26 protein-coding genes and 1 riboswitch are annotated in these 24,646 nt (G+C 72.5%); of the genes, 17 read left to right on the top strand and 9 right to left on the bottom strand.

Annotated elements, in window-relative coordinates:
* From HDA43_RS12620 to HDA43_RS12610, 3 genes are read right to left on the bottom strand one after another with little or no spacing between them, the layout of a single operon-like run.
* A complete protein-coding gene (locus HDA43_RS12620) occupies positions 1 to 630 on the bottom strand; it encodes an HAD-IA family hydrolase (protein WP_179820081.1) in 630 nt (209 codons plus the stop codon).
* Positions 566 to 1,285 (bottom strand): thymidylate synthase family protein, encoded by a 720-nt coding sequence (locus tag HDA43_RS12615; protein ID WP_179820079.1) that lies wholly within the window; start codon positions 1,283 to 1,285, stop codon positions 566 to 568. The genes HDA43_RS12620 and HDA43_RS12615 overlap by 65 nt, the downstream gene beginning before the upstream one ends.
* Entirely contained in the window at positions 1,286 to 1,990 is a 705-nt protein-coding gene (locus HDA43_RS12610; RefSeq protein ID WP_179820076.1) for a hypothetical protein, read from the bottom strand. It lies immediately after the preceding gene.
* A 359-nt stretch (positions 1,991 to 2,349) separates the two neighbouring features.
* Between HDA43_RS12610 and HDA43_RS12605 the strand changes: the two genes are divergently transcribed.
* Positions 2,350 to 3,315: an anti-sigma factor RsbA family regulatory protein gene (locus tag HDA43_RS12605; protein WP_179820074.1), complete on the top strand. Its 966-nt coding sequence runs from the start codon at positions 2,350 to 2,352 to the stop codon at positions 3,313 to 3,315.
* On the opposite strand, the gene HDA43_RS12600 is transcribed toward HDA43_RS12605, so the two are convergent.
* Positions 3,199 to 3,732 (bottom strand): STAS domain-containing protein, encoded by a 534-nt coding sequence (locus HDA43_RS12600; RefSeq protein ID WP_179820072.1) that lies wholly within the window; start codon positions 3,730 to 3,732, stop codon positions 3,199 to 3,201. The genes HDA43_RS12605 and HDA43_RS12600 overlap by 117 nt on opposite strands.
* A gap of 287 nt (positions 3,733 to 4,019) precedes the next feature.
* Complete coding sequence (locus HDA43_RS12595; protein ID WP_179820070.1) at positions 4,020 to 4,865, bottom strand: MBL fold metallo-hydrolase; 846 nt, start codon at positions 4,863 to 4,865, stop codon at positions 4,020 to 4,022.
* A gap of 264 nt (positions 4,866 to 5,129) precedes the next feature.
* Here HDA43_RS12595 and HDA43_RS12590 point away from each other — a divergent pair, with 264 nt between their 5' ends.
* Positions 5,130 to 5,933, top strand: coding sequence for an SAM-dependent methyltransferase (locus tag HDA43_RS12590; protein ID WP_179820068.1), 804 nt, complete (start codon positions 5,130 to 5,132; stop codon positions 5,931 to 5,933).
* Between the two features lie 157 nt (positions 5,934 to 6,090).
* Positions 6,091 to 6,173: riboswitch (ZMP/ZTP riboswitch) on the top strand.
* A gap of 12 nt (positions 6,174 to 6,185) precedes the next feature.
* Complete coding sequence (locus HDA43_RS12585; protein ID WP_179820065.1) at positions 6,186 to 7,166, top strand: bifunctional 5,10-methylenetetrahydrofolate dehydrogenase/5,10-methenyltetrahydrofolate cyclohydrolase; 981 nt, start codon at positions 6,186 to 6,188, stop codon at positions 7,164 to 7,166.
* A gap of 40 nt (positions 7,167 to 7,206) precedes the next feature.
* On the opposite strand, the gene HDA43_RS12580 is transcribed toward HDA43_RS12585, so the two are convergent.
* Both HDA43_RS12580 and HDA43_RS12575 read right to left on the bottom strand, forming a co-directional pair.
* Positions 7,207 to 7,566, bottom strand: a complete 360-nt coding sequence (locus HDA43_RS12580; RefSeq protein ID WP_179820064.1) for a DUF1801 domain-containing protein — start codon at positions 7,564 to 7,566, stop codon at positions 7,207 to 7,209.
* A gap of 156 nt (positions 7,567 to 7,722) precedes the next feature.
* Entirely contained in the window at positions 7,723 to 8,298 is a 576-nt protein-coding gene (locus tag HDA43_RS12575; RefSeq protein ID WP_179820061.1) for a flavoprotein, read from the bottom strand.
* 212 nt (positions 8,299 to 8,510) lie between these two features.
* On the opposite strand from HDA43_RS12575, the gene HDA43_RS36370 reads away from it, so the two are divergent.
* The 12 genes from HDA43_RS36370 (at position 8,511) to araA (ending at position 21,342) form a co-directional block, all read left to right on the top strand.
* Positions 8,511 to 9,422 (top strand): GNAT family N-acetyltransferase, encoded by a 912-nt coding sequence (locus tag HDA43_RS36370; protein ID WP_218911702.1) that lies wholly within the window; start codon positions 8,511 to 8,513, stop codon positions 9,420 to 9,422.
* 40 nt (positions 9,423 to 9,462) lie between these two features.
* Positions 9,463 to 10,095 carry a LysE family translocator gene (locus HDA43_RS12565; RefSeq protein WP_179820059.1) on the top strand — a complete coding sequence of 211 codons (633 nt, stop codon included), beginning with the start codon at positions 9,463 to 9,465 and terminating at the stop codon, positions 10,093 to 10,095.
* Between the two features lie 189 nt (positions 10,096 to 10,284).
* Positions 10,285 to 10,527, top strand: coding sequence for a cell division protein SepF (locus tag HDA43_RS12560; protein WP_179820056.1), 243 nt, complete (start codon positions 10,285 to 10,287; stop codon positions 10,525 to 10,527).
* 326 nt (positions 10,528 to 10,853) lie between these two features.
* Positions 10,854 to 11,642 carry a serine O-acetyltransferase EpsC gene (gene epsC, locus HDA43_RS12555; protein ID WP_179820054.1) on the top strand — a complete coding sequence of 263 codons (789 nt, stop codon included), beginning with the start codon at positions 10,854 to 10,856 and terminating at the stop codon, positions 11,640 to 11,642.
* A 109-nt stretch (positions 11,643 to 11,751) separates the two neighbouring features.
* Positions 11,752 to 12,114: an arsenate reductase family protein gene (locus tag HDA43_RS12550; RefSeq protein ID WP_179820052.1), complete on the top strand. Its 363-nt coding sequence runs from the start codon at positions 11,752 to 11,754 to the stop codon at positions 12,112 to 12,114.
* A 582-nt stretch (positions 12,115 to 12,696) separates the two neighbouring features.
* Complete coding sequence (locus HDA43_RS12545; RefSeq protein ID WP_312873211.1) at positions 12,697 to 13,671, top strand: ABC transporter substrate-binding protein; 975 nt, start codon at positions 12,697 to 12,699, stop codon at positions 13,669 to 13,671.
* 90 nt (positions 13,672 to 13,761) lie between these two features.
* Complete coding sequence (locus HDA43_RS12540) at positions 13,762 to 15,273, top strand: sugar ABC transporter ATP-binding protein (RefSeq protein ID WP_179820050.1); 1,512 nt, start codon at positions 13,762 to 13,764, stop codon at positions 15,271 to 15,273.
* Entirely contained in the window at positions 15,270 to 16,367 is a 1,098-nt protein-coding gene (locus tag HDA43_RS12535; protein ID WP_179820047.1) for an ABC transporter permease, read from the top strand. The genes HDA43_RS12540 and HDA43_RS12535 overlap by 4 nt, the downstream gene beginning before the upstream one ends.
* On the top strand, positions 16,364 to 17,347 hold the full coding sequence (gene yjfF, locus HDA43_RS12530) for a galactofuranose ABC transporter, permease protein YjfF (protein ID WP_179820044.1): 984 nt from the start codon (positions 16,364 to 16,366) through the stop codon (positions 17,345 to 17,347). The genes HDA43_RS12535 and yjfF overlap by 4 nt, the downstream gene beginning before the upstream one ends.
* Positions 17,348 to 17,404: 57 nt before the next feature.
* Positions 17,405 to 19,054: a ribulokinase gene (gene araB / locus HDA43_RS12525; RefSeq protein ID WP_179820042.1), complete on the top strand. Its 1,650-nt coding sequence runs from the start codon at positions 17,405 to 17,407 to the stop codon at positions 19,052 to 19,054.
* A gap of 132 nt (positions 19,055 to 19,186) precedes the next feature.
* Complete coding sequence (locus tag HDA43_RS12520) at positions 19,187 to 19,864, top strand: L-ribulose-5-phosphate 4-epimerase (protein ID WP_179820039.1); 678 nt, start codon at positions 19,187 to 19,189, stop codon at positions 19,862 to 19,864.
* Positions 19,861 to 21,342, top strand: a complete 1,482-nt coding sequence (gene araA, locus HDA43_RS12515; protein ID WP_179820037.1) for an L-arabinose isomerase — start codon at positions 19,861 to 19,863, stop codon at positions 21,340 to 21,342. Before HDA43_RS12520 ends, araA begins: the two co-directional genes overlap by 4 nt.
* Positions 21,343 to 21,438: 96 nt before the next feature.
* On the opposite strand, the gene HDA43_RS12510 is transcribed toward araA, so the two are convergent.
* Entirely contained in the window at positions 21,439 to 22,494 is a 1,056-nt protein-coding gene (locus HDA43_RS12510; protein WP_179820034.1) for a saccharopine dehydrogenase family protein, read from the bottom strand.
* A 112-nt stretch (positions 22,495 to 22,606) separates the two neighbouring features.
* On the opposite strand from HDA43_RS12510, the gene HDA43_RS12505 reads away from it, so the two are divergent.
* On the top strand, positions 22,607 to 23,650 hold the full coding sequence (locus HDA43_RS12505) for a helix-turn-helix domain-containing protein (RefSeq protein ID WP_179820032.1): 1,044 nt from the start codon (positions 22,607 to 22,609) through the stop codon (positions 23,648 to 23,650).
* Here the strand turns inward: HDA43_RS12505 and HDA43_RS12500 are convergent.
* Positions 23,617 to 24,075: a GNAT family N-acetyltransferase gene (locus tag HDA43_RS12500; protein WP_218911699.1), complete on the bottom strand. Its 459-nt coding sequence runs from the start codon at positions 24,073 to 24,075 to the stop codon at positions 23,617 to 23,619. The two genes, HDA43_RS12505 and HDA43_RS12500, sit on opposite strands and share 34 nt — an antisense overlap.
* A gap of 119 nt (positions 24,076 to 24,194) precedes the next feature.
* On the opposite strand from HDA43_RS12500, the gene HDA43_RS12495 reads away from it, so the two are divergent.
* Positions 24,195 to 24,644 (top strand): pyridoxamine 5'-phosphate oxidase family protein, encoded by a 450-nt coding sequence (locus HDA43_RS12495; RefSeq protein WP_179820030.1) that lies wholly within the window; start codon positions 24,195 to 24,197, stop codon positions 24,642 to 24,644.
* The last annotated feature ends 2 nt before the right edge of the window (positions 24,645 to 24,646 follow it).

The following is a 24,646-nucleotide window of genomic DNA, read 5'->3' as shown; positions in this document are numbered from 1 at the left end:
TCAGACGGCTCCGAGGTGGGAGACGGTCCGGTGGACCGGGACGCCCGGGACGCACGCCGCCCCGGTGCGGTTCACCCAGCAGAAGTCCACCCCGGCGGCCCGCGCGCAGGCGCCGTCGCTCGCCGGGGAGTCGCCGACCATCAGCGCGTCGTCGGCCTTGGCCTCCAGCAGGCCGAGGGTGTGGTGCAGCAGGTCGCCGTCGGGCTTGCGCATGCCCACCTCGGGCGCGATCACCACGTGCCGGAAGAACCCCCCGATACGGGTACGGCGCAGCTTGGCCCGCTGGACGTCGGCGAGGCCGTCGGTCACCAGGGCCAGCGGGAACCGCCGCGCCAGCCGCCGCAGGGCGGCACGGGCCTCGGGGAACAGGGCCACGTGCCGCCCGAGCGCGTCCTCGAAAGCCGCCGCGACCCCGCCGGGGGCGCCCAGCCGGGCCCAGCGCTCCAGCCGGAGCTCCGCCAGCGTGATCAGGTGCTCGCGGTAGGCCGCCCATAGCGGCTCGTTGGCGGCGTGGAAGGCCGCAAGGAACTCGGCGTGGTCCATCCGGAAGAACCGGCGGCGGACCTCAGCCAGCGCGGCGCGCTCCGTCCGGGCATAGTCGACCACCGTCCCGTCCAGGTCGACCAGCATGACCAGGTGCCGACCCGCCCTCGCCGAGCCCATCGCGCTCCGACAGCCGGAGGATCTCCTCGACCGCCGCCGCGTCCACCGCGTAGATGTGCGGAACGTCGACGAAGACCCTCATCGCCCCACAGTCCACTCCGAGGTCTTCGGCGACCTCGCCCTGGATACTACGCAGCGGCACGTAGTTCAGGTAGGAGGTGAGGGCGTTCTGTGACCGGAAGGCCGCGGTCATCGCCAGCCGCCCCTCACGGAGCCGGAAGGCGAGGCTGGTCAGACAGGGCACCGCGTCCGGCGGCTCGCCGGGGGCGGTCAGGGAGATCCAGGCGCTCTTGGTGTACGGCTTGGCGCGCAGCACGCCGGCCGCCCAGCGGAGCTGGTCGACGCCGAGGAACTGCCGGAGCCGGCCGCCGTAGCTGTACTTGAACGGCGGGATCACCGTGCGTTCGCTGAACTTCCCGGAGTACAGCGGGATCTTCCGGGCGTCGCCGTAGGAGCGCAGGATCGGGTCGTCCCAGCCGAGGCCGGTGATCTCGAACAGCGCCGGCGGCGCCTCGAAGATCGGGCCGCGGTCGTCGTCGGCGGGCAGGCCGTGGCGCCGCACGTGGCGCATCAGCCAGATCCACGTCTCCCCACAAGACGCGAATCTGAGGTAGTCGGGCATTCAGGTCTCCACGTTGGGGAAATGGTAGGGGTTGTGGGGAAGCCTGCGACGGCGGGAGACGTTCGCGCGGACGTAGTAGATGAAGTAGTGGATCAGCGCGATCAGCCCGATGACCACCATGAGCAGCCCCGGGTTGGGATCGGCGCCCACCAGGCCGAGCACGCCGACCGCCATGTAGGCGCCGTTTACCACGGCGAGCATCATCACGTTGACGCCCGGCCAGGCGAGCGGCGCGTACGTCTCGGGGTAGCGGGGGTCCACCGGCAGGTTGGGGGTCCAGCCCAGCGCGGACAGGTGGTCCTTGAGCTGGACGACGTAGAGCAGGCGGAAGTTGTTGATGGCGCGGGCGGTCCGCATGTGGGCGTTCACGGCCTCGATCAGCCGAAGGAACGGCAGCATGTTCAGCAGCCCGAACGCGGTGACCATCGCGAACAGGTAGCCCGGCACGCCGTCCCACGAGGTCAGCGCCCGTGGGTCGATCACCTTCGTGCTGGCCAGCGCGATCGCGGCGGCGAACGGCGCCGACAGCAGGCTCATGGAGAGCCGGGTCATCTTGAGCCGTTCGTCCTTGGCGGAGAGGTAGACGTTGTAGGTCCCGGCGAAGTCGACGGCCACGAGCTGGAGGAAGTCCTTCGGCTCCACGGGCAGATCGTCCAGCCGCTCGGGCAACGACTCCGCGGTCATGCGCGGCACCATTTTTCGCATCGGGACCCACTTTCACGAAGTAGTGGACCGCCCCTGGTGACACGATTTTGACGCACCTGTCAGTGCGGTGCGCGGGGTTTCGCGACATCGTTCGAGAAGTTATCTTTTCTCGGCGTTTTTCCTGCTCTTTATTGCCGATTCGGCCTGCCGCTCCGTTCGGCCCGCGGCAGGTGTGCGTCCCCGCGAACGGGGCACCAGAACGCGAGGACCGTCGTTTCGTGACTCCGGCTCGGGGGCCGGGGTCCGGGACGTCCGCCGGAGCCCGCCGTTCCGGCGGCGCGCGCCGTTCGGCGGTCCTCCGTGGCCGCGGCACCGCGCCTCCGGTCCGCCGCGGCCCCGCACGGACGGGGTTGGAGTAGATGGACGTCGCCGGAACACACACGCTCACGAGGGCCGCCAAGGCGTCAGGACTGCGCCACGAGCTCTATCCCTACTCCGGGGAGGCGCAGTTCCTCTCCGGGGCGCTGTCCTTCATCGAGGAGGCGCTGGCGGCCGACGAGGTCGTGCTGGTCTCCGTGCCGGAGCGGAGGGAGCGGGCCCTGCGCGCGGCGCTTCCCGCCCCCGACCCGCGCGTGGTGTTCATGGACACCTCCGGGCTGGGCCGCAACCCCGCCCGGCTCATCCCCGCCTGGCAGCGATGGACCGCCGAGTGGGCGGGGAAGGGGCGGCCGGTGCGCGGCATCGGCGAGGCCGGCTGGGACGGACGGAGCGCCGCGGAGATCACCGAGCTGCGCTACCACGAGTGGCTGCTCAACGTGGCGTTCACCGCCTCGCCGGCCTGGTGGCTGCTGTGCCCCTGCGACACCGCCGCGATCGGCGCCGGGACCCTGCGGGAGATCGCCCGGTGCCACCCGTTCATGTTTCAGGAGGGCGTCCACCGCGGGCACGCGGCCTACACCGCCGAGCCCTTCGCCTGGGACGAGCTCGAACCCGCCCCCGGCCCCCTCGAGGAGTTCTCCTACGGCCGGGGTGACCTCGCCGCGGTCCGTGACGTGGTCGCCGCCCGCGCCGCGCCGCACGGGCTTCGGGGGGAGCGGCTGAGGGAGACCCTCGTCGCGGTCACCGAGGCGGCCACCAACAGCGTCGTCCACGGGGGTGGGCACGGCACCCTCCGGGTCTGGGCGTGGCGCGGCACGTTCGTGTGCGAGTTCCGCGACGAGGGGGTGATGACCGACCCCATGGCCGGTCGCAGGCTCCCCGAGGCCAGGTCACTGGGCGGCCGGGGCCTCTGGCTGATCCACCAGCTGTGCGACCTGGTCCAGATCCGGTCCGCCCCCGGGGCCGGGACGGTCGTCCGCCTGCACATCGACCTCGACCCGTCCTGATCCCGGCCATGCCGGGCCGGGAGCCCGATCCGCCGCCGTGTCCGCTGCCGTCCCGGGACGCCCCATGGCCTCCACCGCGGAGGCCGCCGTCTCGAAGTAGGGCAGCAGGCCGGTGATCCTCATCATGTGGAGCAGGGCGCTGGACGCGCCCGCCAGCACCATGCGGGTCCCGGTCTCCCGGCTCCGGCGCATGCCCCACAGCAGCCCGGCCAGCCCGCTGGAGTCGCAGAAGGTGAGCCCGGCCAGGTCGAGGACGAGCAGCTCAGGCGGTCCGGTGTCACGGTCCAAAGCCCGGGACAGCTCCTGCTGGAACACCGGGACGCAGTCGTAGTCGAGCTCACCGGCGACGCGGATGACGATGACGGCGTCGTACGAGTCCGATGAGACGAAGAGCGTCGTCGCACCTTCGGATGACATCAGGGGGCTCCTTAGACCCGCGGTTCACAGGGCGGGTACTACATCCGTCCTACCAGGTATACGGCCTCCGGGACGAGATATGACCGCATTCCGCGGCGATTCCCTCCCGTCCGCCGTCGCCGGGGGCGTCTGCCGCGCCACCGGGTCGGTTCCGGGCCCGGGTTCGTTTCCGGTCCGGACTCCGGCTTCGGTCCCGTTTGCGGTTCCGTTTCCGTTCCCGATTACGGTTCCGTTTTCAGTCCCGGTCCCGGTCCCGGTCCCGGTCCCGGTCCCGGTCTATGGTTCGGTCACGGCGCCGCCCGCGGTTTCAGCGGCGACCCGTCCGGGGTGTCGTCCAGGGCGAAGCGGAGGTAGCGCTCCGCGGAGCGGCGCACGGCCGCGGCGCCGTCGGTGCGGACGACCCGTTTCCACCACCCGCCGTAGACGCGGTCGAAGCCGTACGGCCCGAGCAGTGACAGGGCCCGGCGGACCGTGCGGGGACGCTCGGGGATGAGGTTCGGGTAGCTGTACATGAAGCTCACCCAGCGGCGGTCGGGCACCACCTGGAGGATGTCGCCGGAGAACAGCGCGCCCCGGCCGTCCTCGCCGTCACGCCGGTGCATCACCTGCCCGCCGTCGAAGTGCACCCCCGCGTTGATCAGCGTGAGACCCTCGGCGATCTCGTGCGTGTCGCCGTCCCAGAAGACGACCGACTCGTCGGGGCGGGCCACCCACCACCGGTCGGCCGCGTGGATGTGGATCGGGGCGTCGAACACGTGGGCCCACTCCACCATCGTGCCGTAGAAGTGCGGATGGCTGATCGCGATGGCGTCGATCCCGCCCAGCTCGTTCACCTGCCTGATCAGGTCGTCGTCCAGGTGGGTGACCATGTCCCACAGCACGTTGCCCGACGGGGTGCGCACCAGCAGCGCCCGCTGCCCGATGGCCGTGGCCGGGTCGGTGCCCACCCCGAACACGCCCGGCCCCTCCTCCGCGACCACGGACCGGTGCCCGGCCTCGCGCAGCTCGCGCAGGGACGTCCAGCGCTGCCCCTCCCAGCCGACGTACTGCCGCTCGTCCTCGCAGATCGGGCAGTCGTCACGCGGCTCGCCGTACTGGACTCCGCAGGTCGCGCAGATCGGCAGATCGTTCACGTCGCCCCTCCTCCTCCGCTGCCTCCGGCTCGCCGATGGATCTTCACCGTGGCGGGGGGCTTCCAAACCGGGGCCGGCCTCCTTCCCTGGCGGGCCGGTTCTCCCGGGAGGAGCGCTCCCGGGGGCTCGCCGTACGGTTCTCCCGCCGGTCGGTGTCCGTTTCGGGCACCACATGGGAGAAATGTGAGGTGTTCTCAGTTTTGGCCCGCCATGGCCCCTTGGCTCCTTTAGGATCGGCGGAAACGCGTGAGGGTGGGATGAAACGTGAGCACTGTGCCTGAAGGGATCGATCCGGCGGTTCCGAGTGCTGCCCGGATCTACGACTACCTCCTGGGCGGCAAGGACAACTTCGCCTCCGACCGCGCCGCGGCCGAAAAGCTCCTTGAGATCACGCCGAACGCCCGGGAAGGGGTACGGGCCAACCGGCGTTTCCTGCGCAGGGCCGTACGATTCATGGCGGAGAGCGGAATCCGGCAGTTCCTCGACATCGGCGCGGGCCTGCCCACGCAGGAGAACGTGCACCAGGTGGCGCAGAAGGCGGCGCCCGACTCCCGCACGGTCTACGTCGACAACGACGTCATCGTGCTCACCCACGGGCGGGCGCTGCTGGCCGACGACCAGCGGACCATCGTCGTGGACGGCGACCTCAGGGAGCCCGGGACCATCCTCGACGACCCCCGCGTCACCAAGCATCTCGACTTCACCCGGCCGGTGGGCGTCCTCCTGCTCGCCGTCCTGCACTTCGTCCCCGACGACGACCTCGCCGAGCGGATCGTCGCGACGCTGCGCGACCGGCTCGTCCCCGGCAGCGCCGTGGCGATCAGCCACCTGTCCTTCGGGGACCTCGACGAGAACACCGTCCGCAAGGGACGCGAGCTGTACACCCGGACCGCCGCCGGCTCCCCGACGCCCCGCACCCACGCGCAGATCCTGCGCTTCTTCGACGGCTTCGAACTGGTGGAGCCCGGCCTGACGTCGACCGAGGACTGGCGCCCCGAGGCGGACGAGCCACGCCTCCCCAAGATGCCCGGCGTCGACGGCTACAGCGCGGTCGGGCTGCTGCGCTGACGGACGCGCCGCCGCGTCCGGTCGTCGATCACGACGACATGGCGGCTCAACACGACGGCGGGACCGCCGTATCGTCATGATCGGCGGGCCGCCGGGTCCCGGACCCGGCGGCGGCGCGGGCCCGCCGGTGGCGCGGAAGGGGCACGATCGGGCATCCTGGAGGTCAAGCGACTGGCGGCACGGGGATGGCGTCAACCATCGGGGAGCTCGTCGTGGGGGTCGACCGCCTGGGCACCCACTCCGAGGAGACACATGTCCCAGCCTCCGCACGGTGACGCCGCGTCCGCACCCGCCTCTTCCAGCCCCTCCGATCCTTCCGAAGCCTCCGGCGACGCCGCGGCCACCGCGCGGCTCCTCCCCGGCGGCCCGGTGGCCGAGCGGATCCTCGCCGAGGTGGCCGAACGGGTGGCCGCCCTGATCAGGCGGGGTGTCACGCCCGCCCTGGCGACGGTCCTCGTCGGCGACGACGACGCCAGCGCCGGATACATCCGCATCAAACAGCGCCAGGCGGCCGAGCTCGGCTTCGCGTCCCCGCACGCCCACCTGCCCGCGGACGCGACCCAGGCCGACCTGCACGCCGTCATCGAATCCTTCAACGCCGACCCGGCGGTGCACGGACTGCTCGTGCAGTACCCCGTCCCGGCGCACCTGGACTACGACCGGGCGCTGATGGCCGTGGACCCCGACAAGGACGTCGACGGCATGCATCCGCTCAACATGGGACGGCTCGCGCTCGGGCTGCCCGGCCCGCTTCCCTGCACCCCGGCGGGCATCGAGGAACTCCTCGCCCACCACGGCATCCCGGTGTCCGGCCGGGAGGTGGTCATCCTCGGCCGGGGCGCGACCCTCGGCCGCCCCCTGGCGATCCTGCTCGGGCAGAAGCGGCCCACGGCCAACGCGGCCGTCACGGTGGTGCACACCGGGGTGCCCGACTGGCCGCGCTACACCCGGCGCGCCGACATCCTGGTCGCCGCCGCCGGGGTTCCGGGCATCATCCGGCCCGAGCACGTCAAGCCGGGCGCGGTCGTGATCGGCGGCGGCGTGCGGTACGCCGGGCGCCGCCTGCTGCCCGACGTGGACGAGTCCTGCGCCCGGGTGGCCGGCGCCATCACCCCCAGGGTCGGCGGCGTCGGTCCCACGACCGTCGCCATGCTGTTCCGCAACGCGGTCGCGGCGGCGGAACGCGCCACGGCCGCCGCGAACGGCTCCGGGGACCCTACGGTCTCCGGCTGACCGGCCGTCCCGCCCGCGGCCATGGCCGCGGGCGGACCCCCTACTGGTCCATGATCTTGATCCAGTCGTTCACCAGCTTCTCAAGGGTCTCCCGGCCGGCCTCGACCTCGGCCATGGAGTGGAACTTGACGTAGGCCCTGCCCTTGGGGCCCGCCTCAAGCAGCCCGGTCTCGTCGCTGAGCAGCGACCCCTTGTGGAAGATCACCGGAACGTAGTTCTTCACCCGCGGGTTGAGGCTGGCCATGTCCTCCTTGTAGAAGAAGCTGGGGCCGCCCCACTTGATGTCCTCCTCGATGTCGGGGCTCACCTTGGCGATGATGTCCCTGACGGCCACGATCTCGGCCTTCATCGGGTGGTCGAGCTTGCTCAGGAAGTCGTCTACTTTCTTCGTGTCGCCCATGGTCGAACCGTATGCACGCGCGACGCGCCCGGCCACTTCTTCCGCGTGATTCTGGGGTCGCGTGTTCCGATTCAGGGGTACGGGAACCGGTCCGGCGAAGGCGCGGGGCGCCCGCGTCGCGACCGCCGGATCCAGGCTCCGGGACGGCCCTGGGCCTCAGGGGCCGGTGACCTCGCCGGGCGCCTCACGGCGCAGCCGTCCGAGGGCGTCGAGGGCCCGCGCCCACGGCCGGTCCTCCGGGTCCCCGGTCCGGTCGTGGACGGCCGGAGGGCCGGACCGGTCCTGCCCCGGCCCCGGCAGGATCGAGACGCCTTCGGCCCGCAGGCTCTCGACGCTCCGGCGGAAGGGCACGCGGGAGGCGAGGGCGTCGTTGACGAAGGGCAGCACGACCACCGGAATGCCCAGGCCCGGGGCCTCGGCGAGGAGACCGAGGGCGTAGGTGTCGGCGATGCCCAGCGCGAACTTGTTGATCGTGTTGAAGGTGGCCGGGGCGACGATGATCGCATCGGCTCGCGGCGGCTTGGGCTCGTCCGGCCTGCGGTAGCGGCTGCGGACCGGACGGCCCGTCTGCCGTTCCAGGGCGGGGACGTCGATGAAGTCCAGGGCGGGCGGGGTGGCGACGATCTGGACGGTCCAGCCCTCGTCCCGCGCGAGCCTGACGAGGCGGCCGACGTCGCCGGCCGCGCCGGAGGCGCACACGATGACGTACAGAACGCCGTTTCCCCAGGTCATTTGGTACTTCCTTTGCTCATGGCGACGCTGCGCGTCGCGGCTCGGGGGCTCTTGCCCGGTGCCTTCCCTCGTCACTCCGTCGCTTCGCTCCTGCGTTCCTCAGTCCAGACACCGGTGCCCCCTCGCGGGTCCAGACACCGGCGCCCCTCGCGGGTCCGGTCAGCGGCGCCCCCTCGTGGGAGACTGGCACCGCGTGACAGGAGGAGACGAAGGTGCACGATGCCACGGACATGGAGACGCCTCCGCGGCAGGGGTCCGTCCCGGTCGGGTCCGCCTGGCGGATCGAGCGGTGCGCGGCACTGGCCTGGCCCGCCGCGGTCACCGAGGAGCGTGAGGGCTGGCTGCTCCGGCACAGCCCGGGCGTGACGCGGCGGCGCTCCAACTCCGCGCTGCCGCCGCCCGCTCCGGTGCGTTCGATCGAGCCCGTCGAGAGGTTCTACCGCGACCGCGGCGTCCCGGTCCGCGTCCAGATCAGCCCGGCCGAACATCACCGTGAGTTGGACGCCCGGCTGGCCGGCCTCGGCTACCGCGTCGAGAGCGGGGTCGCAGTCCTCACCGCGCGCACCGGGGACGTCGTCGCCGCCACGGCGCCGGCCGATACGGCACCGGCGGTCACGGCGGCGGAAGCGACACGGGAGGCCGTGACACCGGCGGGCACGGTGGCGGCCATGGCGCGCGAGGTCGTGACACGGGCGGATGCGGCGCCGGCGGGCGCGGCGGGGTCCGTGCCGGTCGAGGTGGCGGGGGACCCGGGCGGGTGGCTCGCCGTGTTCGCCGATCTGGACGGCCACTCCGACAGCGAGACCGTCGGCAGGGAGGTCATCTCGCGGATCGCCGGGCCCGCCGCCTTCCTGAGCGTCTCGCAGGAGGGCCGGGCCGCCGCGATGGGGATGGTCGTCGCCGACTCCGGCTGGGCCGGTGTCTTCTGCATGGCCACCCGGCCGGACCTGCGGCGCCGGGGGCTGGCCGCCGCGGTCCTGGGGGCCGGTGCGCGCTGGGCGGCGGGGCGGGGTGCCGACCGGCTGTACCTGCAGGTGGAGAAGGACAATCTGGCGGCCCGCGCCCTCTACGAGCGGGTCGGTTTCACCTACTCGCACGGCTACCACTTCCGGACCTTCCCCTGACCCCGCTTCCGGGCGAGCCGGAGGCGATACCTTGCCGAACGTGGACGTTCAAGCATCGATCGCCTCTTTCGCGGTCGTCGTGGGGTTCCTGACCATCACTCCCGGACTGGACACCGCGCTCATCCTGCGGACGTCGCTGCTCTCCGGCCGGGGACACGCCTGGGCCGTCGCGCTGGGCATCCAGGCCGGGACGCTCCTGTGGGGCACACTGGCCGGCGCCGGGCTCGCGGCCCTGCTGGCCGCATCCTCCCTCGCCTACGAGATCCTGCGCTGGGCCGGGGCCGCCTACCTCGTGTGGATGGGCGCCCGGATGCTCTGGCAGAGTCGCCGGAGCGGTGAGGAGGAGGCAGCGGAGGCGGAGCGACCCCGGGGCGGGCGGTGGCAGGCGTTCCGCCGCGGCCTGCTGACGAACCTGCTGAACCCGAAGGTGGGGGTCTTCTACGTCGCGATGCTGCCCCAGTTCATGCCGCACGACGCGCCCCCCGCCCTGATGGGCACGCTGCTGGCGGGCGTCCACGTGGGCGAGGGGCTGCTGTGGAGCGCCCTGCTCATCGGCTTCACCGGTCTGGTGCGCGGCTGGCTGCGCCGGCCGTCGGTCCGCCGCGGCATCGACCGGCTCACCGGCCTCGTCGTCGTCGGCTTCGGCCTGCGACTGGCGGTTCAGCAGTCGTAGCCTCCACCGCATGGTGATCGGCCAGGTCGCCCTCGCCTCCTGATCGCGTTCCCGTGGCCCGGCCCCCTCCGGCCGGGTCACGCCTCCCGGTGGTGTGACTCCTCGGACGGCCTCTCGGACGGCGTGCCACACCCGCCCGCCGCTTCCGGCGCGCCTTGACCGGGGTCACGAACAGGGCAGACTGGAGCGGTGATCAAGACGCTCCGTCCGCAGAACTACAACGAGGCGCTCCACGTCGGGCACTTCTTCCGTACGGGCACCCCGGTGGTGATGGACCTCACCGAGCTGCCGGACGCCGAGGCCAAACAGTTCGTCGACTTCGCCGCCGGTCTGGTGTTCGGCAGGAGAGGGGACATGGACCGGCTCTCGCCCAAGGTGTTCCTGCTGATGCCGGCCGGGATGGCCGCCCCCGCCCGCGACGACGCCCGATAGGCGCCTGACCGGGGACGGCTTCCGGGCCGCCCACCGGGCACCTTCGCCCTGGCTTCTCCAGGGCCCCACCGGGTCCCTTCACCGTGGCTTTCCCCGGGCGCCCACCGGCCGCCCACCGCGATGTCTCCGGGGCGGCGGCCGGTGGACGCCGCCTCAGGGGTGACGCCTGTCGGCCTGCCGCATCTCCTGCTCGATGAGCATCCTCGCGTCGGCGCCCGCGGCAGGGGACCGCGCCGTCACGTGGTCCGCACGCGGGAAGAACGGACGCCGGGATGCGGGCACGCGTGAAGAAGCGAGCCGAATCCGGCGCCCCCGACGATGAGGTGATGTACCAGCCCCATCCGGCACATGGGTGCCCCGCCGAGCCGACGCCGCGCGGAGACCGTCCGCGGGGGCTGCTGCGCACCCTGGAGGAGGACCTGCGGACGATCGTCGAGCGGGATCCGTCCATCCGCAACCGGCGGGAGGCGCTGCTGCACCCGGTGCTGCCGGCCATGTTGCTGCACCGGGTCGCCCACCGGCTGTACCGGCGCGACCGGCGGCTGACCGCCCGGCTGCTGATGCTCCTGGCCCGCGGGTTCACCGGGGTGGAGATCCATCCCGGCGCGGTGCTCGGGCGCAGGGTGTTCGTCGACCACGGCGCGGCGGTGGTGATCGGGGAGACCGCCGTCGTGGGTGACGACGTGACCATCTACCACCAGGTGACGTTGGGCGCGGTCGGGTGGTGGCGCGACAACCGGCGGGCCGGCGGGGAACGGCGGCACCCGGTGATCGGCGACCGGGTGGTGCTGGGCGTCGGCGCGACCGTCCTCGGCCCGGTGCGCGTGGGGGACGACGCCGTCATCGGGGCGCGGGCGCTCGTTCTCGGCGACGTGCCGGCCGGTGGGCGGGCCCTCGCCCCGGTCAGGGCCGTGTCCCCGGGGCCCCCGGGGTCCCCGGGGCCGCGCCCCGACCACTCCCACGCCGAGGACAGGCCCCTTGTCGGCGCCGGTGCCGCGCCCGCCGTGGAACGGCCGTCCCCACGCCGGGGGCAGGTTTCGCGACCGGCTCGTCCCGGCGCCGGTCACGCGCCGCAGGCACGCGGAGGGGCGGGCGAAGCGGCCGGAATGACGTGACCGCGGCCGGATGACCCTCTTCACGCCGGTCACCTCTACGCTGCTGGGAACACCCGGCTCCCCGGGCTCCAGCCGCGTACCCGCCGCCCAGGCGTCGAAGGAAGACCATATGGAGATCTGGATCAACCCCGACTGCTCCAAGTGCCGTTCCGCGCTGTCCGTCCTGGACGCCGAACAGGCCGACTACACCGTCCGCCGTTACCTGGAGGACCCGCCCAACGAGCTGGAGCTCCGCGAGGTGCTGACCCGGCTCGGCCTCGAACCCTGGGACATCGCCCGGACGGGTGAGCCGACGGCCGCCGGGCTCGGCCTGGACGGCTGGTCCCGCACCCCCGCGGACCGCGACCGCTGGATCCGGGCGCTGGCCGCCCACCCAGTTCTGATCCAGCGCCCCATCATCACCGCCGACGACGGATCGGCCGTCGTCGGCCGCAGCGAGGAGGCCGTCCGCTCGGTGCTCCCGCGCCAGTAGTCGTCGCCACACCGGCCTCCGGCGGCGAGCACTCCGCCGGAGGCCGGTGTCGGCACGGCTGAACCGGTCCGCGACCGGTGCCGGGCCGGTCGTCGCGCGCGGCGCCGGGCCGCCCGGCACGGTCGTCGCGGCCGGTGGACGGGCGGATTTCGATACGGGGAATTCACGCGGTATCGGCGCGACGAAATTCGGGACGGCGGTGGAGCCCGACGGCCGGCATCGCGGAAATCGCGCCGCCCTGCGCGGCCGGGCCTGGAATGCCGGGCCGTTGCTCTCTTTCTCACCTGCGGCGACGCTGCCGTACGGGGCGTCGGCGTCATACGTACAGTCCTTTGGTGAGCGTTAACATCCAGAGCCCGGACTCCATTTAAGAACTATTCGGAGAGAACGTCAACGGGTGTTAACGGATCATTTCGGTGTGACCAGAACGTAACCGGAGGCCACCTTGACGACGCTTAATGTTAGCGCTCACAGTCTTCTCAGGCCGAACGCGAGGAGCATTCGGCGGGGCCGAGCGCCGGGCATCGAGGCCGGGCAAGGGGGGCTCCGTCGTCCCGGCACTGACCCCAGAAAGGAACCCCCGTGTTCAAGAGGATCTCGGCGCTGGTCCTGGTCGGCGTCACGACACTGGCCATGGCCGGATGCAGCGGTTCAGGCGGCTCGGGCGGCTCGTCCGACGGGAAGATCGTCATGGGCTTCGCCCAGGTCGGCGCGGAGAGCGGCTGGCGCACGGCCAACACCAAGTCGGTCCAGGAGTCCGCGAAGTCGGCGGGCGTCGAGCTGAAGTTCTCCGACGCCCAGCAGAAGCAGGAGAACCAGATCAAGGCGATCCGCTCCTACATCCAGCAGAAGGTCGACGTCATCGCGTTCTCGCCGGTCGTCGAGTCGGGCTGGGACACGGTGCTGAACGAGGCGAGGAACGCCAAGATCCCGGTCATCCTGACCGACCGGGCCGTGGACTCGCAGGACAAGAGCCTCTACAAGACCTTCCTCGGCTCCGACTTCGTCGAGGAGGGCAAGAAGGCCGGCCAGTGGCTGGTCGACCAGTACAAGGACGGCACCGACCAGGTGAACATCGTCCAGCTTGAGGGCACGACGGGGTCCGCCCCGGCCAACGACCGCAAGGAGGGCTTCGAGCAGGTCGTCTCCGCCGACCCCAGGTTCAAGGTCATCGCCTCGCAGACCGGCGACTTCACCCGGGCCAAGGGCAAGGAGGTCATGGAGGCGTTCCTCAAGGCCAACCCGAAGATCGACGTCCTGTACGCGCACAACGACGACATGGCGCTCGGCGCGATCGAGGCCATCGAGGGCGCCGGCAAGGTGCCCGGCAAGGACATCAAGATCATCTCGGTGGACGCGGTCCACGACGGCATGCAGGCGCTGGCCGACGGAAAGATCAGCTTCATCGTCGAGTGCAGCCCGCTGCTCGGCCCCCAGCTCATGGACCTGGCCAAGAAGGTCGTGAAGGGCGAGCAGGTCCCCGACCGCGTCGTGACGGAGGAGACCACGTTCACCCAGGAGCAGGCGAAGGACGCGCTGCCCGGTCGCAAGTACTGATCCGGGACCGGCCGCCCCCGTGGAACGGGGGCGGCCCGCCGTCCGGTGAGGAGAGCCGGTGAGGACAGCCGACGAGGAGAGAGACGCCACATGGCCCCACCCGCGCCGATCCTGCGGATGAGAGGGATCGGCAAACAGTTCCCCGGCGTGAAGGCGCTGGACGGCGTGGACTTCCGGCTGCTGCCCGGCGAGGTCCATGCGCTCATGGGAGAGAACGGCGCCGGCAAGTCCACGCTGATCAAGGTGCTGACCGGCGTGTACGGCATCGACTCCGGCGAGGTCGAGCTGGCGGGCCGCCCGGTGGCCTTCCCCGGCCCGCAGGCCGCCCGGCAGGCCGGCATCAGCACGGTCTACCAGGAGGTCAACCTCTGCCCGAACCTCTCCGTCACCGAGAACGTCGTCATCGGCCGGGAACCCCGCCGCCTCGGCCGCATCCGCTGGAAGGAGGCCCGCCGCCGGGCCGCCGAGCTGCTGGGCCGCCTCGACCTCCACATCGACGTGTCGGCCCCCCTGTCGGCGTACTCGCCGGCCGTCCAGCAGATGGTGGCCATCGCCCGTGCCCTGGACGTCGACGCCCGGGTCCTCATCCTCGACGAGCCGACCTCCAGCCTCGACAAGGACGAGGTGGCCCAGCTGTTCCGGGTGATGCGGCGGCTGAAGGAGCAGGGCATCGCGATCCTGTTCGTCTCGCACTTCCTCGACCAGATCTACGAGATCGCCGACCGCATGACGATCCTGCGCAACGGCCGGCTCGTGGGGGAGTACCTCACGAGCGAGCTGAGCCAGGTGGACCTGGTCGCCAAGATGATCGGCCGTGAGCTCGCCGACCTGGAGCGGCTGGAGGACAGGCCGCCCGCCAGGGAGGGCGCGCCACTCGTGGAGGCGGACGGGCTGGGCCGGTCCAGGGCGATCGAGCCGTTCACGCTGACCATCCGCGAGGGCGAGGTGGTCGGCCTGGCCGGGCTGCTCGGCTCGGGCCGTACCGAGGTCGCCCGGCTGCTGTTCGGCGCCGACCACGCGGGCACCGGCTCACTGCGGATCGGGGGAGAGCCGGTCGGCCTGCGCACGCCCCGGGCGGCGATCCGCCACCGCCTCGCCTTCTGCTCCGAGAACCGGCGGGAGGAGGGGCTCGTGCCCGACCTCACCGTGCGGGAGAACATCGTCCTCGCGCTGCAGGCGGCCCGTGGGTGGACCCGGCCGATCCCCCGGCGCAGGCAGGACGAGCTGGTCGCCAAGTACGTCTCCGCGCTGAACATCCGCCCGGCCGACCCCGAGCAGCCCGTCAGGAACCTCAGCGGCGGCAACCAGCAGAAGGTGCTGCTGGCCCGCTGGCTCATCCTGGAGCCCCGGCTGCTCATCCTCGACGAGCCCACCCGCGGCATCGACATCGGCGCGAAGGCGGAGATCCAGCGCCTGGTGGCCGAGCTGTCCGGCGGCGGGATGGCCGTGCTGTTCATCTCCGCCGAGCTGGAGGAGGTCCTGCGGCTCAGCCACCGGGTCGGCGTGCTGCGCGACCGCCGCCTCGTGGCCGAGATCGACAACGACGAGCGGCTGACCACCGGCGCCCTGATGGAGACGATCGCGAGCGGAGCCGCGTCATGACCGCACCCTCACCCGCACCAGCCTCCGGGTCCGCGTCCGCCTCGCCCGGACGCCGCCTGCTCGGGCACCGCCTGTTCTGGCCCGCCGTGATCCTGGTGGCGCTGCTGCTGATCAACCCGGTGTTCACCGACGGCTTCTTCAGGGTCGAGCTCAAGGACGGCCACCTCTACGGCAGCCTGATCGACATCGTCAGGTTCGGCGCGCCCCTGATCCTCGTGGCGCTGGGCATGACGCTGGTCATCGCGACCCGGGGGATCGACCTGTCGGTGGGCTCGGTCGTGGCGATCTCCGGGGCGCTCGCGTGCCTGCGGATCAGCGACCTCGGCGACCAGAACTCGGCGGGCGGCGTGCTGGCGGCGGCCGGCGTCGCCCTCGCGCTGTCGGTGGCGCTCGGCGCCTGGAACGGCCTGCTCGTCGCGGGCGTGGGGGTCCAGCCCATCATCGCGACGCTGATCCTCATGGTCGCCGGGCGCGGCCTCGCCCAGCTCATCACCGACGGCCAGATCATCACGGTCAACAGCGCGCCGTACAAGCTGATCGGCGGGGGCTACTGGCTCACGCTGCCGTTCGGGATCGTCATCGTGCTCGCGGTGCTGGCGCTGACCGCGTTCCTCACCCGGCGGCTCGCCCTCGGCCTGCTCATCGAGTCGGTCGGCGGCAACGCCGAGGCGAGCCGGCTGGCCGGCATCGGCGCGCGCGGGGTGATCCTGACCGTCTACACGTTCTGCGCGCTGTGCGCGGGGATCGCCGGGCTCATGATCAGCTCGAACGTCTCCAGCGCCGACGGCAACAACGCCGGGTTGTGGATCGAGCTGGACGCGATCCTGGCCGTCGTGATCGGCGGCACCCCGCTGTCGGGCGGCCGGTTCTCGCTCGGCGGCACCGTGCTGGGCGCGCTCATCATCCAGACGCTGACCACCACGATCTACTCGATCGGCGTGCCGCCGGAGACGACGCTGCTGTTCAAGGCGCTCGTGGTGACCGTCGTCTGCCTGGTCCAGTCCCCGGCCTTCCGCGCGAAGGTCTTCCATCGGCGCCGCCGCCCCGCCGGCGCGTCCCCGGTGGCGGAAGAGAAGGTGGGGGTCTCGGCATGACCGTCGCGACCGTCCCGGGCCGCAAGGCCCGGGTGCCGCGCAGATACGTCCCGGTCCTGGTCACGGCCGCGCTGTTCCTCGCCATGTTCGCCGCGGGGGGCATCCGGTACGAGGGGTTCGCCACCGGGCAGATCATCCTCAACGTCTTCATCGACAACGCGTTCCTGCTGGTCGTGGCCGTCGGGATGACCTTCGTGATCCTCGCGGGCGGCATCGACCTGTCGGTCGGCTCGGTGGTGGCGCTGTCCACCATGGTCGCCGCGACGCTGCTGAAGCAGGGCTGGTCCCCCTGGCCGGTCATGATGCTCGTGCTGCTCATCGGGGCGGTCCTCGGCCTCGGCATGGGCGCGATCATCCACTACTTCGAGATCCAGCCGTTCATCGTGACGCTCGCCGGGATGTTCCTGGCCCGCGGCCTGTGCTACACGATCGGCGCCCGGTCGATCCCCGTCGACGATCCGGTGTTCACCGCGTTCGCGCAGACGCGGATCGACCTCGGCGCGGACATGTGGATCTCGCCCGGCGTGGTGGTCGCCGCCGCCGTGGTCGTCGCGGCGGCGTACACGCTCCACCACACCCGGCTCGGCCGGAACGTGTACGCCACCGGCGGGAACGAGCAGTCGGCGCTGCTCATGGGCCTCCCGGTGGCGCGGACGAAGATCGCCGTCTACACGATCAGCGGCTTCTGCTCCGCGCTCGGCGGCCTGGTGCTGTCGTTCTACATGCTGTCCGGGTACGGCCTGCACGCGGTCGGGATGGAGCTCGACGCGATCGGGGCCGTCGTGATCGGCGGCACCCTGCTGACCGGCGGCTCGGGCTATCTGTTCGGCACCGTGCTGGGCGTGCTCGTGCTCGGCCTGATCCAGACGATCATCAGCTTCGAGGGCACGCTGAGCTCCTGGTGGACGCGGATCCTCATCGGCCTGCTTCTGTTCGTCTTCATCCTGATGCAGCGCCTGATCACGGCCCGCAGGCGGTAGCCGCCGGGACGTCCCCACCGTCGAGTCCGGAGAGCGCGTGACGAGTTTGGAGAGCATGTGAGCGGTAACGGCGAGCGCTACGTCGTCGGCGTCGACTTCGGGACCCTGTCGGGCAGGGCCGTGGTGGTGCGGGTGAGCGACGGCGCGGAGCTGGGCGGCGCGGTCCACGAGTACGCCCACGGGGTGATCGAGGACGCCCTCCCCGGGCCGGGCGTCCGGCTCGGCCCCGACTGGGCGCTGCAGGCGCCCCAGGACTGGATCGACGTGCTGCGGCACGCCGTACCGGAGGCCCTGGCGGCGTCGGGGGTCCCGCCGGAGCGGGTGATCGGCGTCGGCACCGACTTCACGGCCTGCACGGTGCTGCCCGCCACGGCGGACGGCGTTCCGCTGTGCGAGTCGCGGCCCGGCCGGCCGCACGCCTGGCCCAAGCTGTGGAAGCACCACGCGGCGCAGCCGCACGCCGACCGGATCAACGCGCTGGCCGCCCGGCGCGGCGAGCTCTGGCTGCCCCGGTACGGCGGCAGGATCTCCTCCGAGTGGGAGTTCGCCAAGGGACTGCAGGTCCTGGAGGAGGACCCGGAGACCTACGCGCTGGCCGACCGCTGGATCGAGGCCGCCGACTGGATCGTCTGGCAGCTCACCGGTGTGGAGACCCGCAACGTCTGCACCGCCGGCTACAAGGGGATCTTCCAGGACGGCGGCTATCCCTCCGAGGACTTCCTGGCCGCGCTGAACCCCTCCTTCGCCGGTTTCACCGGCAAGCTCGGCCGGGAGCTCGCACCGCTCGGCGGCCTCGCCGGTCGGCTGACCGCGCGGGCCGCCGGGTGGACGGGCCTGCCCGAGGGCGTCGCGGTGGCCGTCGGCAACGTCGACGCGCACGTCACCGCGGCCGCCGCCGACGCGGTGCGGCCCGGCCAGATGGTCGCCATCATGGGCACCTCCACCTGCCACGTCATGTGCTCCGACCGCCTGGCCGAGGTGCCCGGGATGTGCGGGGTGGTGCGCGACGGCATCGTGCCCGGCCTGTGGGGCTACGAGGCGGGCCAGTCCGCCGTCGGCGACATCCTCGCCTGGTACGTGGACCACTGCGTGCCCGCGCCGTACGCCGTGCGGGCCGCGGAGCGGGGCCTCGGCCCGCACGAGTACCTGACGGAGCTGGCCGCGGAGCAGAGGGTCGGGCAGCACGGGCTGGTCGCGCTCGACTGGCACGGCGGCAACCGCTCCATCCTGGTCGACCACACCCTGTCCGGCGTGATCGCCGGGCAGACGCTCGCCACCCGGCCCGAGGACGTCTACCGCGCGCTCATCGAGGCCACCGCGTACGGCGCCCGCCTGATCGTGGAGACGTTCGAGGACGCCGGCGTGCCGGTGGAGGAGTTCGTGGTCGCCGGCGGCCTGCTGAGGAACCCCTTCCTCATGCAGGTGTACGCCGACGTGCTGCGCCGGCCGCTGTCGGTGATCGGCTCCGGCCAGGGACCGGCCCTCGGCTCGGCGATCCACGCGGCCGTCGCCGCGGGCGCCCACCCCGACATCACGGCGGCCGCGGCGGCGATGGGCAAGCGCGTCACCGGCGCCTACCTGCCCGACCCGAAACGGGCCGACGCCTACGACCGGCTGTACGCCGAGTACCGCCGGCTGCACGACCACTTCGCGGACGGCGGCATGCTGCACCGGCTCCGCGCGATCAGGAACGAGGCGAGCGCGTGAGGCGCGACCGGAACGAGGCGAGCGGGTGAGCGGCGACCAGGGGCGGGACGAGCGGGTGAGCGGCGACCAAGGGCGGGACGAGCGGGTGAACCGCGACCGCAATGAGGAGAAGCGTGTGATCGGGGCGGGCGGATGAACGAGGAGAAGCGTGTGATCGAGGAACTGCGGGAGACCGTCTGCCGCCTCCACACCGAGCTGGTCCGCTACGACCTCGTGGCGTGGACCGCGGGCAACATCTCCGGGCGGGTGCCCGGGGCGGACCTTTTCGTCATCAAGCCCAGCGGCGTGTCGTACGACGACCTGACCCCGGAGTCGATCGTCGTGTGCGACCTGGACGGCGACCTCGTCGAGGGGTCGCTCGCGCCCTCCAGCGACACGGCCGCGCACGCCTACGTCTACCGGCACATGCCGGAGGTGAACGGGGTGGCGCACACCCACTCCACGTACGCCTCCGCCTGGGCTGCCCGAGGCGAGCCGATCCCCTGCGTGCTGACCGCGATGGCCGACGAGTTCGGCGGTGAGATCCCGGTCGGGCCGTTCGCGCTGATCGGCGGCGACGACATCGGCCGGGGGATCGTGGAGACCCTGGCCGGGCACCGCTCCCGCGCGGTCCTCATGCGCAACCACGGGGTCTTCACGATCGGCGAGTCGCCGAAGGCGGCCGTCAAGACAGCCGTGATGTGCGAGGACGTCGCCCGCACCGTGCACGTCGCCCGCCAGCTCGGCGCCCCGGCGCCGATCGCCCCGGGCGACGTCGACAGCCTGTACGACCGCTACCAGAACGTCTACGGACAGAGGAGTCACCGGTGAAGCTATGGTTCCTGACCGGCAGCCAGGGCCTGTACGGCGAGGACACGCTGCGCCAGGTGGCCGGGCAGTCCCGGGAGATCGCCGGGAGACTGGGCGAGGCGCTGCCGTTCGAGGTGGAGTGGCTGCCGGTGCTCACCGACGCGGCGGCCATCCGCCAGGTGTGCCTGGAGGCGAACGCCGACGACGACTGCGCCGGCCTCATCGCGTGGATGCACACGTTCTCCCCGGCCAAGATGTGGATCGCCGGGCTCGACGCGCTGCGCAAGCCGCTGCTGCACCTGCACACGCAGGCCAACGTCGAGCTGCCGTGGAGCTCCATCGACATGGACTTCATGAACCTCAACCAGGCCGCGCACGGCGACCGCGAGTTCGGCCACATCCAGGCCAGGCTCGGGGTGCCGCGCAAGACCGTCGCCGGGCACGTCGGCGACCCCGCCGTGGCGGCACGCGTCGCCGCGTGGGCGCGGGCCGCCGCCGGACGGGCCGAGCTGGCCTCCCTCCGGCTCGCCCGCTTCGGCGACAACATGCGCGACGTGGCGGTGACCGAGGGCGACAAGGTCGAGGCCCAGCTCCGGTTCGGCGTGTCGGTCAACACCTACGGCGTCAACGACCTGGTCGAGGCCGTGGACGCCGCGTCGGACGCCGACGTGGGCGCGCTGGTCAAGGAGTACGAGGACCTCTACCGGATGGCCCCCGAGCTGCGCGCGGACGGCGGGCGGCACGACTCCCTGCGCTACGCGGCCCGCATCGAGCTGGGCCTGCGCGCCTTCCTGGAGGCCGGCGGGTTCCGGGCGTTCACCACGAACTTCGAGGACCTCGGCGGGCTGCGGCAGCTCCCGGGGCTCGCCGTACAGCGGCTCATGGCCGACGGCTACGGCTTCGGCGGCGAGGGCGACTGGAAGACCTCGGTGCTGCTGCGCACGCTGAAGGCGATGTCGGCCGGGCTGCCGGGCGGCACCTCCTTCATGGAGGACTACACCTACCACCTCACCCCGGGGGAGGAGCTGATCCTCGGCGCCCACATGCTGGAGGTCTGCCCCAGCATCGCCGAGGGCACGCCCTCGTGCGAGATCCACCCGCTGGGCATCGGCAACCGGGAGGACCCGGTGCGGCTGGTGTTCGACGCCCGGCCCGGACCGGCCGTGGTGGTCGGCCTGGCCGACATGGGCGACCGGTTCCGCCTGGTGGCCAACGAGATCGACGTCGTCGTCCCGCCGGCGCCGCTGCCGCGCCTGCCGGTGGCCCGCGCCGTCTGGCGGCCGCGGCCCGACCTGCGGACCTCCGCCGAGTCGTGGCTGACGGCCGGCGCGCCGCACCACACCGTGCTGTCCGCGGCGGTCGGGGCCGAGGAGCTCACCGACCTCGCCGACATGCTCGGCGTCGAGCTGCTCGTCATCGACGCCGAGACCACCTCCCGGCGGTTCGCCAGGGAACTGCGCTGGAACCAGGCCTACTACCGGCTCGCGCAGGGGTTCTGACGCGCCCGTGGCGGCCGGCGAGGAGGATCCCGCCGGTCGTCCCGCCGTACCGGGCGGGGAGCCGCCGCGACCGCGGCGGCACGGGCGGCCCGCCCGTCACGGGCGTGGTTCGAGGGAGATGTACGGGGACAGCGCGCGGAGGAAGTCGGCGGCGTCGAAGATCTCACCGGCGGAGGCGACGCCGACCGTCCTGGTCCGTCCGGTGAGGATACGGTCGACCGCCTCCACCGCGAGCGGCGCGGTGACGGCGTAGATGTCCCGGCCGCTCGCCACGGCGCGCCGTTCGACGTCGCCGGAGCGCACGACGACGTCGACGAGGAAGGTCTGCGCGGACCGCCCGCGCTCGTCGACCGGGGCCGGCACCGGCGTGTCCGGGTCCGACAGGTCCCTGGCGGCCTCGACCGTCATGTAGGTGCGCACCTCGGGGATGGGCAGGTGGCTGGGAATGGTGACGACGTCGGCCATCGTGAACTCCCCGATGACGGCCCGGGGCCCCATCGGGTCGGGGAAGGGCCACTCCAGGGTCGGCAGGGCGTCGTCGTGGTACTCCAGCCGGCCGTTCGTGTGACGGACGCGCCGGCCGGCCCGCCGCTCCCCGGAGACCACGCCCGAGGCGCGGGTCCCGGGGGTCGGGTGCCAGCTGCTCAGCCCGTACGCGACGTGCGCCTCGTCGGCCGCGCTCCAGTCGCCCATCGCGGCGGTGGCCAGCAGGTCGCCGAGACCGCCGTAGAAGGCCATCGCGGGGACGACCGCCACTCCCGCGGCGCGGGCGCGGTCCGCGAAGTGCGCGAAGGTGTCGGCGTTGGCCTCGATCTCGGCCGCCACGTCCACGTACGGGATCCCGGCGCGCAGCGCCGCCTCGATCACGGGGGCGGCCGTCGAGGCGAAGGGCCCGGCACAGTTGATCACGGCCGCCGTGCCGGCCAGCGCGCGGTCGAGCGAGGCCGGGTCGTCGACCGACGCCGGGTGGGCCTCCAGCCCCGATTCGGACGCCATCGCCTCCAGCCTGCCGGCGTCACGGCCGGACAGGACCGGGGCGAACCCGCGCTCCCGCAGCCGCGCCGCCACGAAGCGCCCGGTGTGCCCGTACGCGCCGAACACCGCCACCTTGAGCCCCGCCGCCTCCGACGCCTCTGATGTCCCCGATGCCATGACTTCTCTCCTCGCACTCGAATGATCTGCCGCGATCCGTGGTGAACATCCTGGCGGCGGCGAACATCCCGCCGTGAGTGTCTGGAACGCCATGACCCGTACAATTCCGGACATGCATACTGTCGCGCTGGCCGTCACCGACGGAATGCTGCACTTCGAGCTGTCGCTGGCCCACGAGGTCTTCGGAACCCGCCCCGACGGCGTGGCGGGCCCCTGGTACCGCCTCATGCTCTGCGGGCCGGGCGCCGTGCGGACCGGCAGCTTCCTGCTGGAGCCCGACCACGGCCTCGACCGGCTCAGGCACGCCGACACCGTGATCGTCCCGGGCTGGGCCGACGTCGACGTCGATCCGCCCGCGGACCTGGTCGACGCGGTGCGCGAGGCCCACGAGGCGGGCGCACGCGTGGCCTCCCTCTGCACGGGCGCGTTCGTGCTGGCCGCCGCCGGCCTGCTGGACGGCAGGCGCGCGACCACGCACTGGGCGCACACCCGGGACCTGGCCGTCCGCCACCCACGGGTGGAGGTGGACCCGGACGTCCTGTACGTGGACGAGGGCAGCGTGCTCACCTCCGCCGGCAAGGCCGCGGCCATGGACCTGTGCCTGCACCTCGTCCGCCTCGACCACGGCTCCTCGACCGCCAACACGGCCGCCCGCCGCCTGGTCGTGCCGCCGCACCGGGACGGCGGCCAGGCCCAGTTCGTCACCACCCCGGTGCCCGCCCCGGACAACCACCCGCTCGCCGAACTGTTCCCCTGGGTGATCGAACGGCTGGACCGCCCGCTGACCGTGGAGGACCTGGCCCGCCGGGCGCGGATGAGCTCGCGCAACCTGAACCGCCACTTCAGGTCGGTGACCGGCACCACCCCGCTGCAGTGGCTGCTGACCCAGCGGATCCGTCACGCCCAGGAACTGCTGGAGACCACCGACGACGGCGTCGACACCATCGCGGCGGCCACCGGCATGGGCACCGCCACGACGCTGCGCCGGCACTTCAACCGCACGGTCGGCGTGCCACCGGACACCTACCGGCGCACCTTCCGCTCACGGGCCCGCCCCGCCCCGGACGGCGGCGGGACGGACTCCGCCGCTCACGGTTCCGACGGCGGGACGGATCCCGCCGCTCACGGTCCCGCGGGGTCCAGTTCGAACCGGTAGACCGCCGAGTCCCGGCGCCGGAACCCGGCGCGCTCGTACAGCCGGTTCGCCGCCTCCCGCGACGGCCGGGACGTCAGATCGACCGTGCGGGCGCCCATCCGCCTCGCCAGTTCCAGGGCCGTGTCCGTCAGCGCCGCCGCCACGCCCCGCCCGCGCGCGGCCTGGTCCACCACGACGTCCTCGATGCGCGCGCGGAGCCCGGACGGCAGGGGGAAGGCGACCAGGGTCAGCGTGCCCACGATCCGTCCCTGGAGACGTGCGGCCAGCACCGTGTTCGCCTCGAAGGCCAGCAGCCGGGCCACGGCCCCGCGGTCCGGGGCCCCCGCCGTCGCCGACAGCTGCGGCAGGAGCAGGCCGAGCGCGGCCACGACCTCGTCGCTCGCCTCGCGGAGGATCTCGATCTCGACGTCCATGATCAGGGTCATGCCCCGGGGGTCGCCGTCCCATGTCCGCGGTGACCCGTTCACGCGACGCGGAGCCGCGAGGCCCCGGACGACCGGGCACGCGCCGGGGTTTCGTCGGTGCCGGGTGAGAGCATGCGGCCATGGCCACGTGGGAACGGTTCGAGAGAGAGGCGGCCGACCTCGCGGCGCTGGTCCGGGAGCGGTTCGAGGCGGCCGAGACGCACATCCTGGCGACGCTCCGCAGGGACGGCTCGCCGCGCGTCAGCGGATCGGAGGTCGACTTCCAGGGGCCGGACCTGTCGTTCGGCTCGATGCTGGACGCGGTCAAGGCCCGTGACCTCCGGCGCGACGGCCGGTGCGCGATCCACGCCCATCCGGGCAAGGACGGTGACGCCAAGGTCGCCGGGGTCGCGGTCGAGGTGACCGGTGAGGACAAGGCCGCCTACACCACCGGGAGCGAGCCGCCCGGCGGCTTCCACGCCTTCCGCCTCGAACTCCACGAGGCGGTGTTCACCAAGGTCGAAGGCGGCGAGCTCGTCGTCCGCCTCTGGCGTCCCGGGCAACCGGTGAGGACCTTCCGCCGTAGATAGGG

The organism is Streptosporangium sandarakinum, from assembly GCF_013409935.1.
GTDB lineage: Bacteria > Actinomycetota > Actinomycetes > Streptosporangiales > Streptosporangiaceae > Streptosporangium > Streptosporangium nondiastaticum.
Note: the sequence above shows the minus strand (reverse complement) of the source record. Positions and strands in the feature narration are given on the sequence as shown.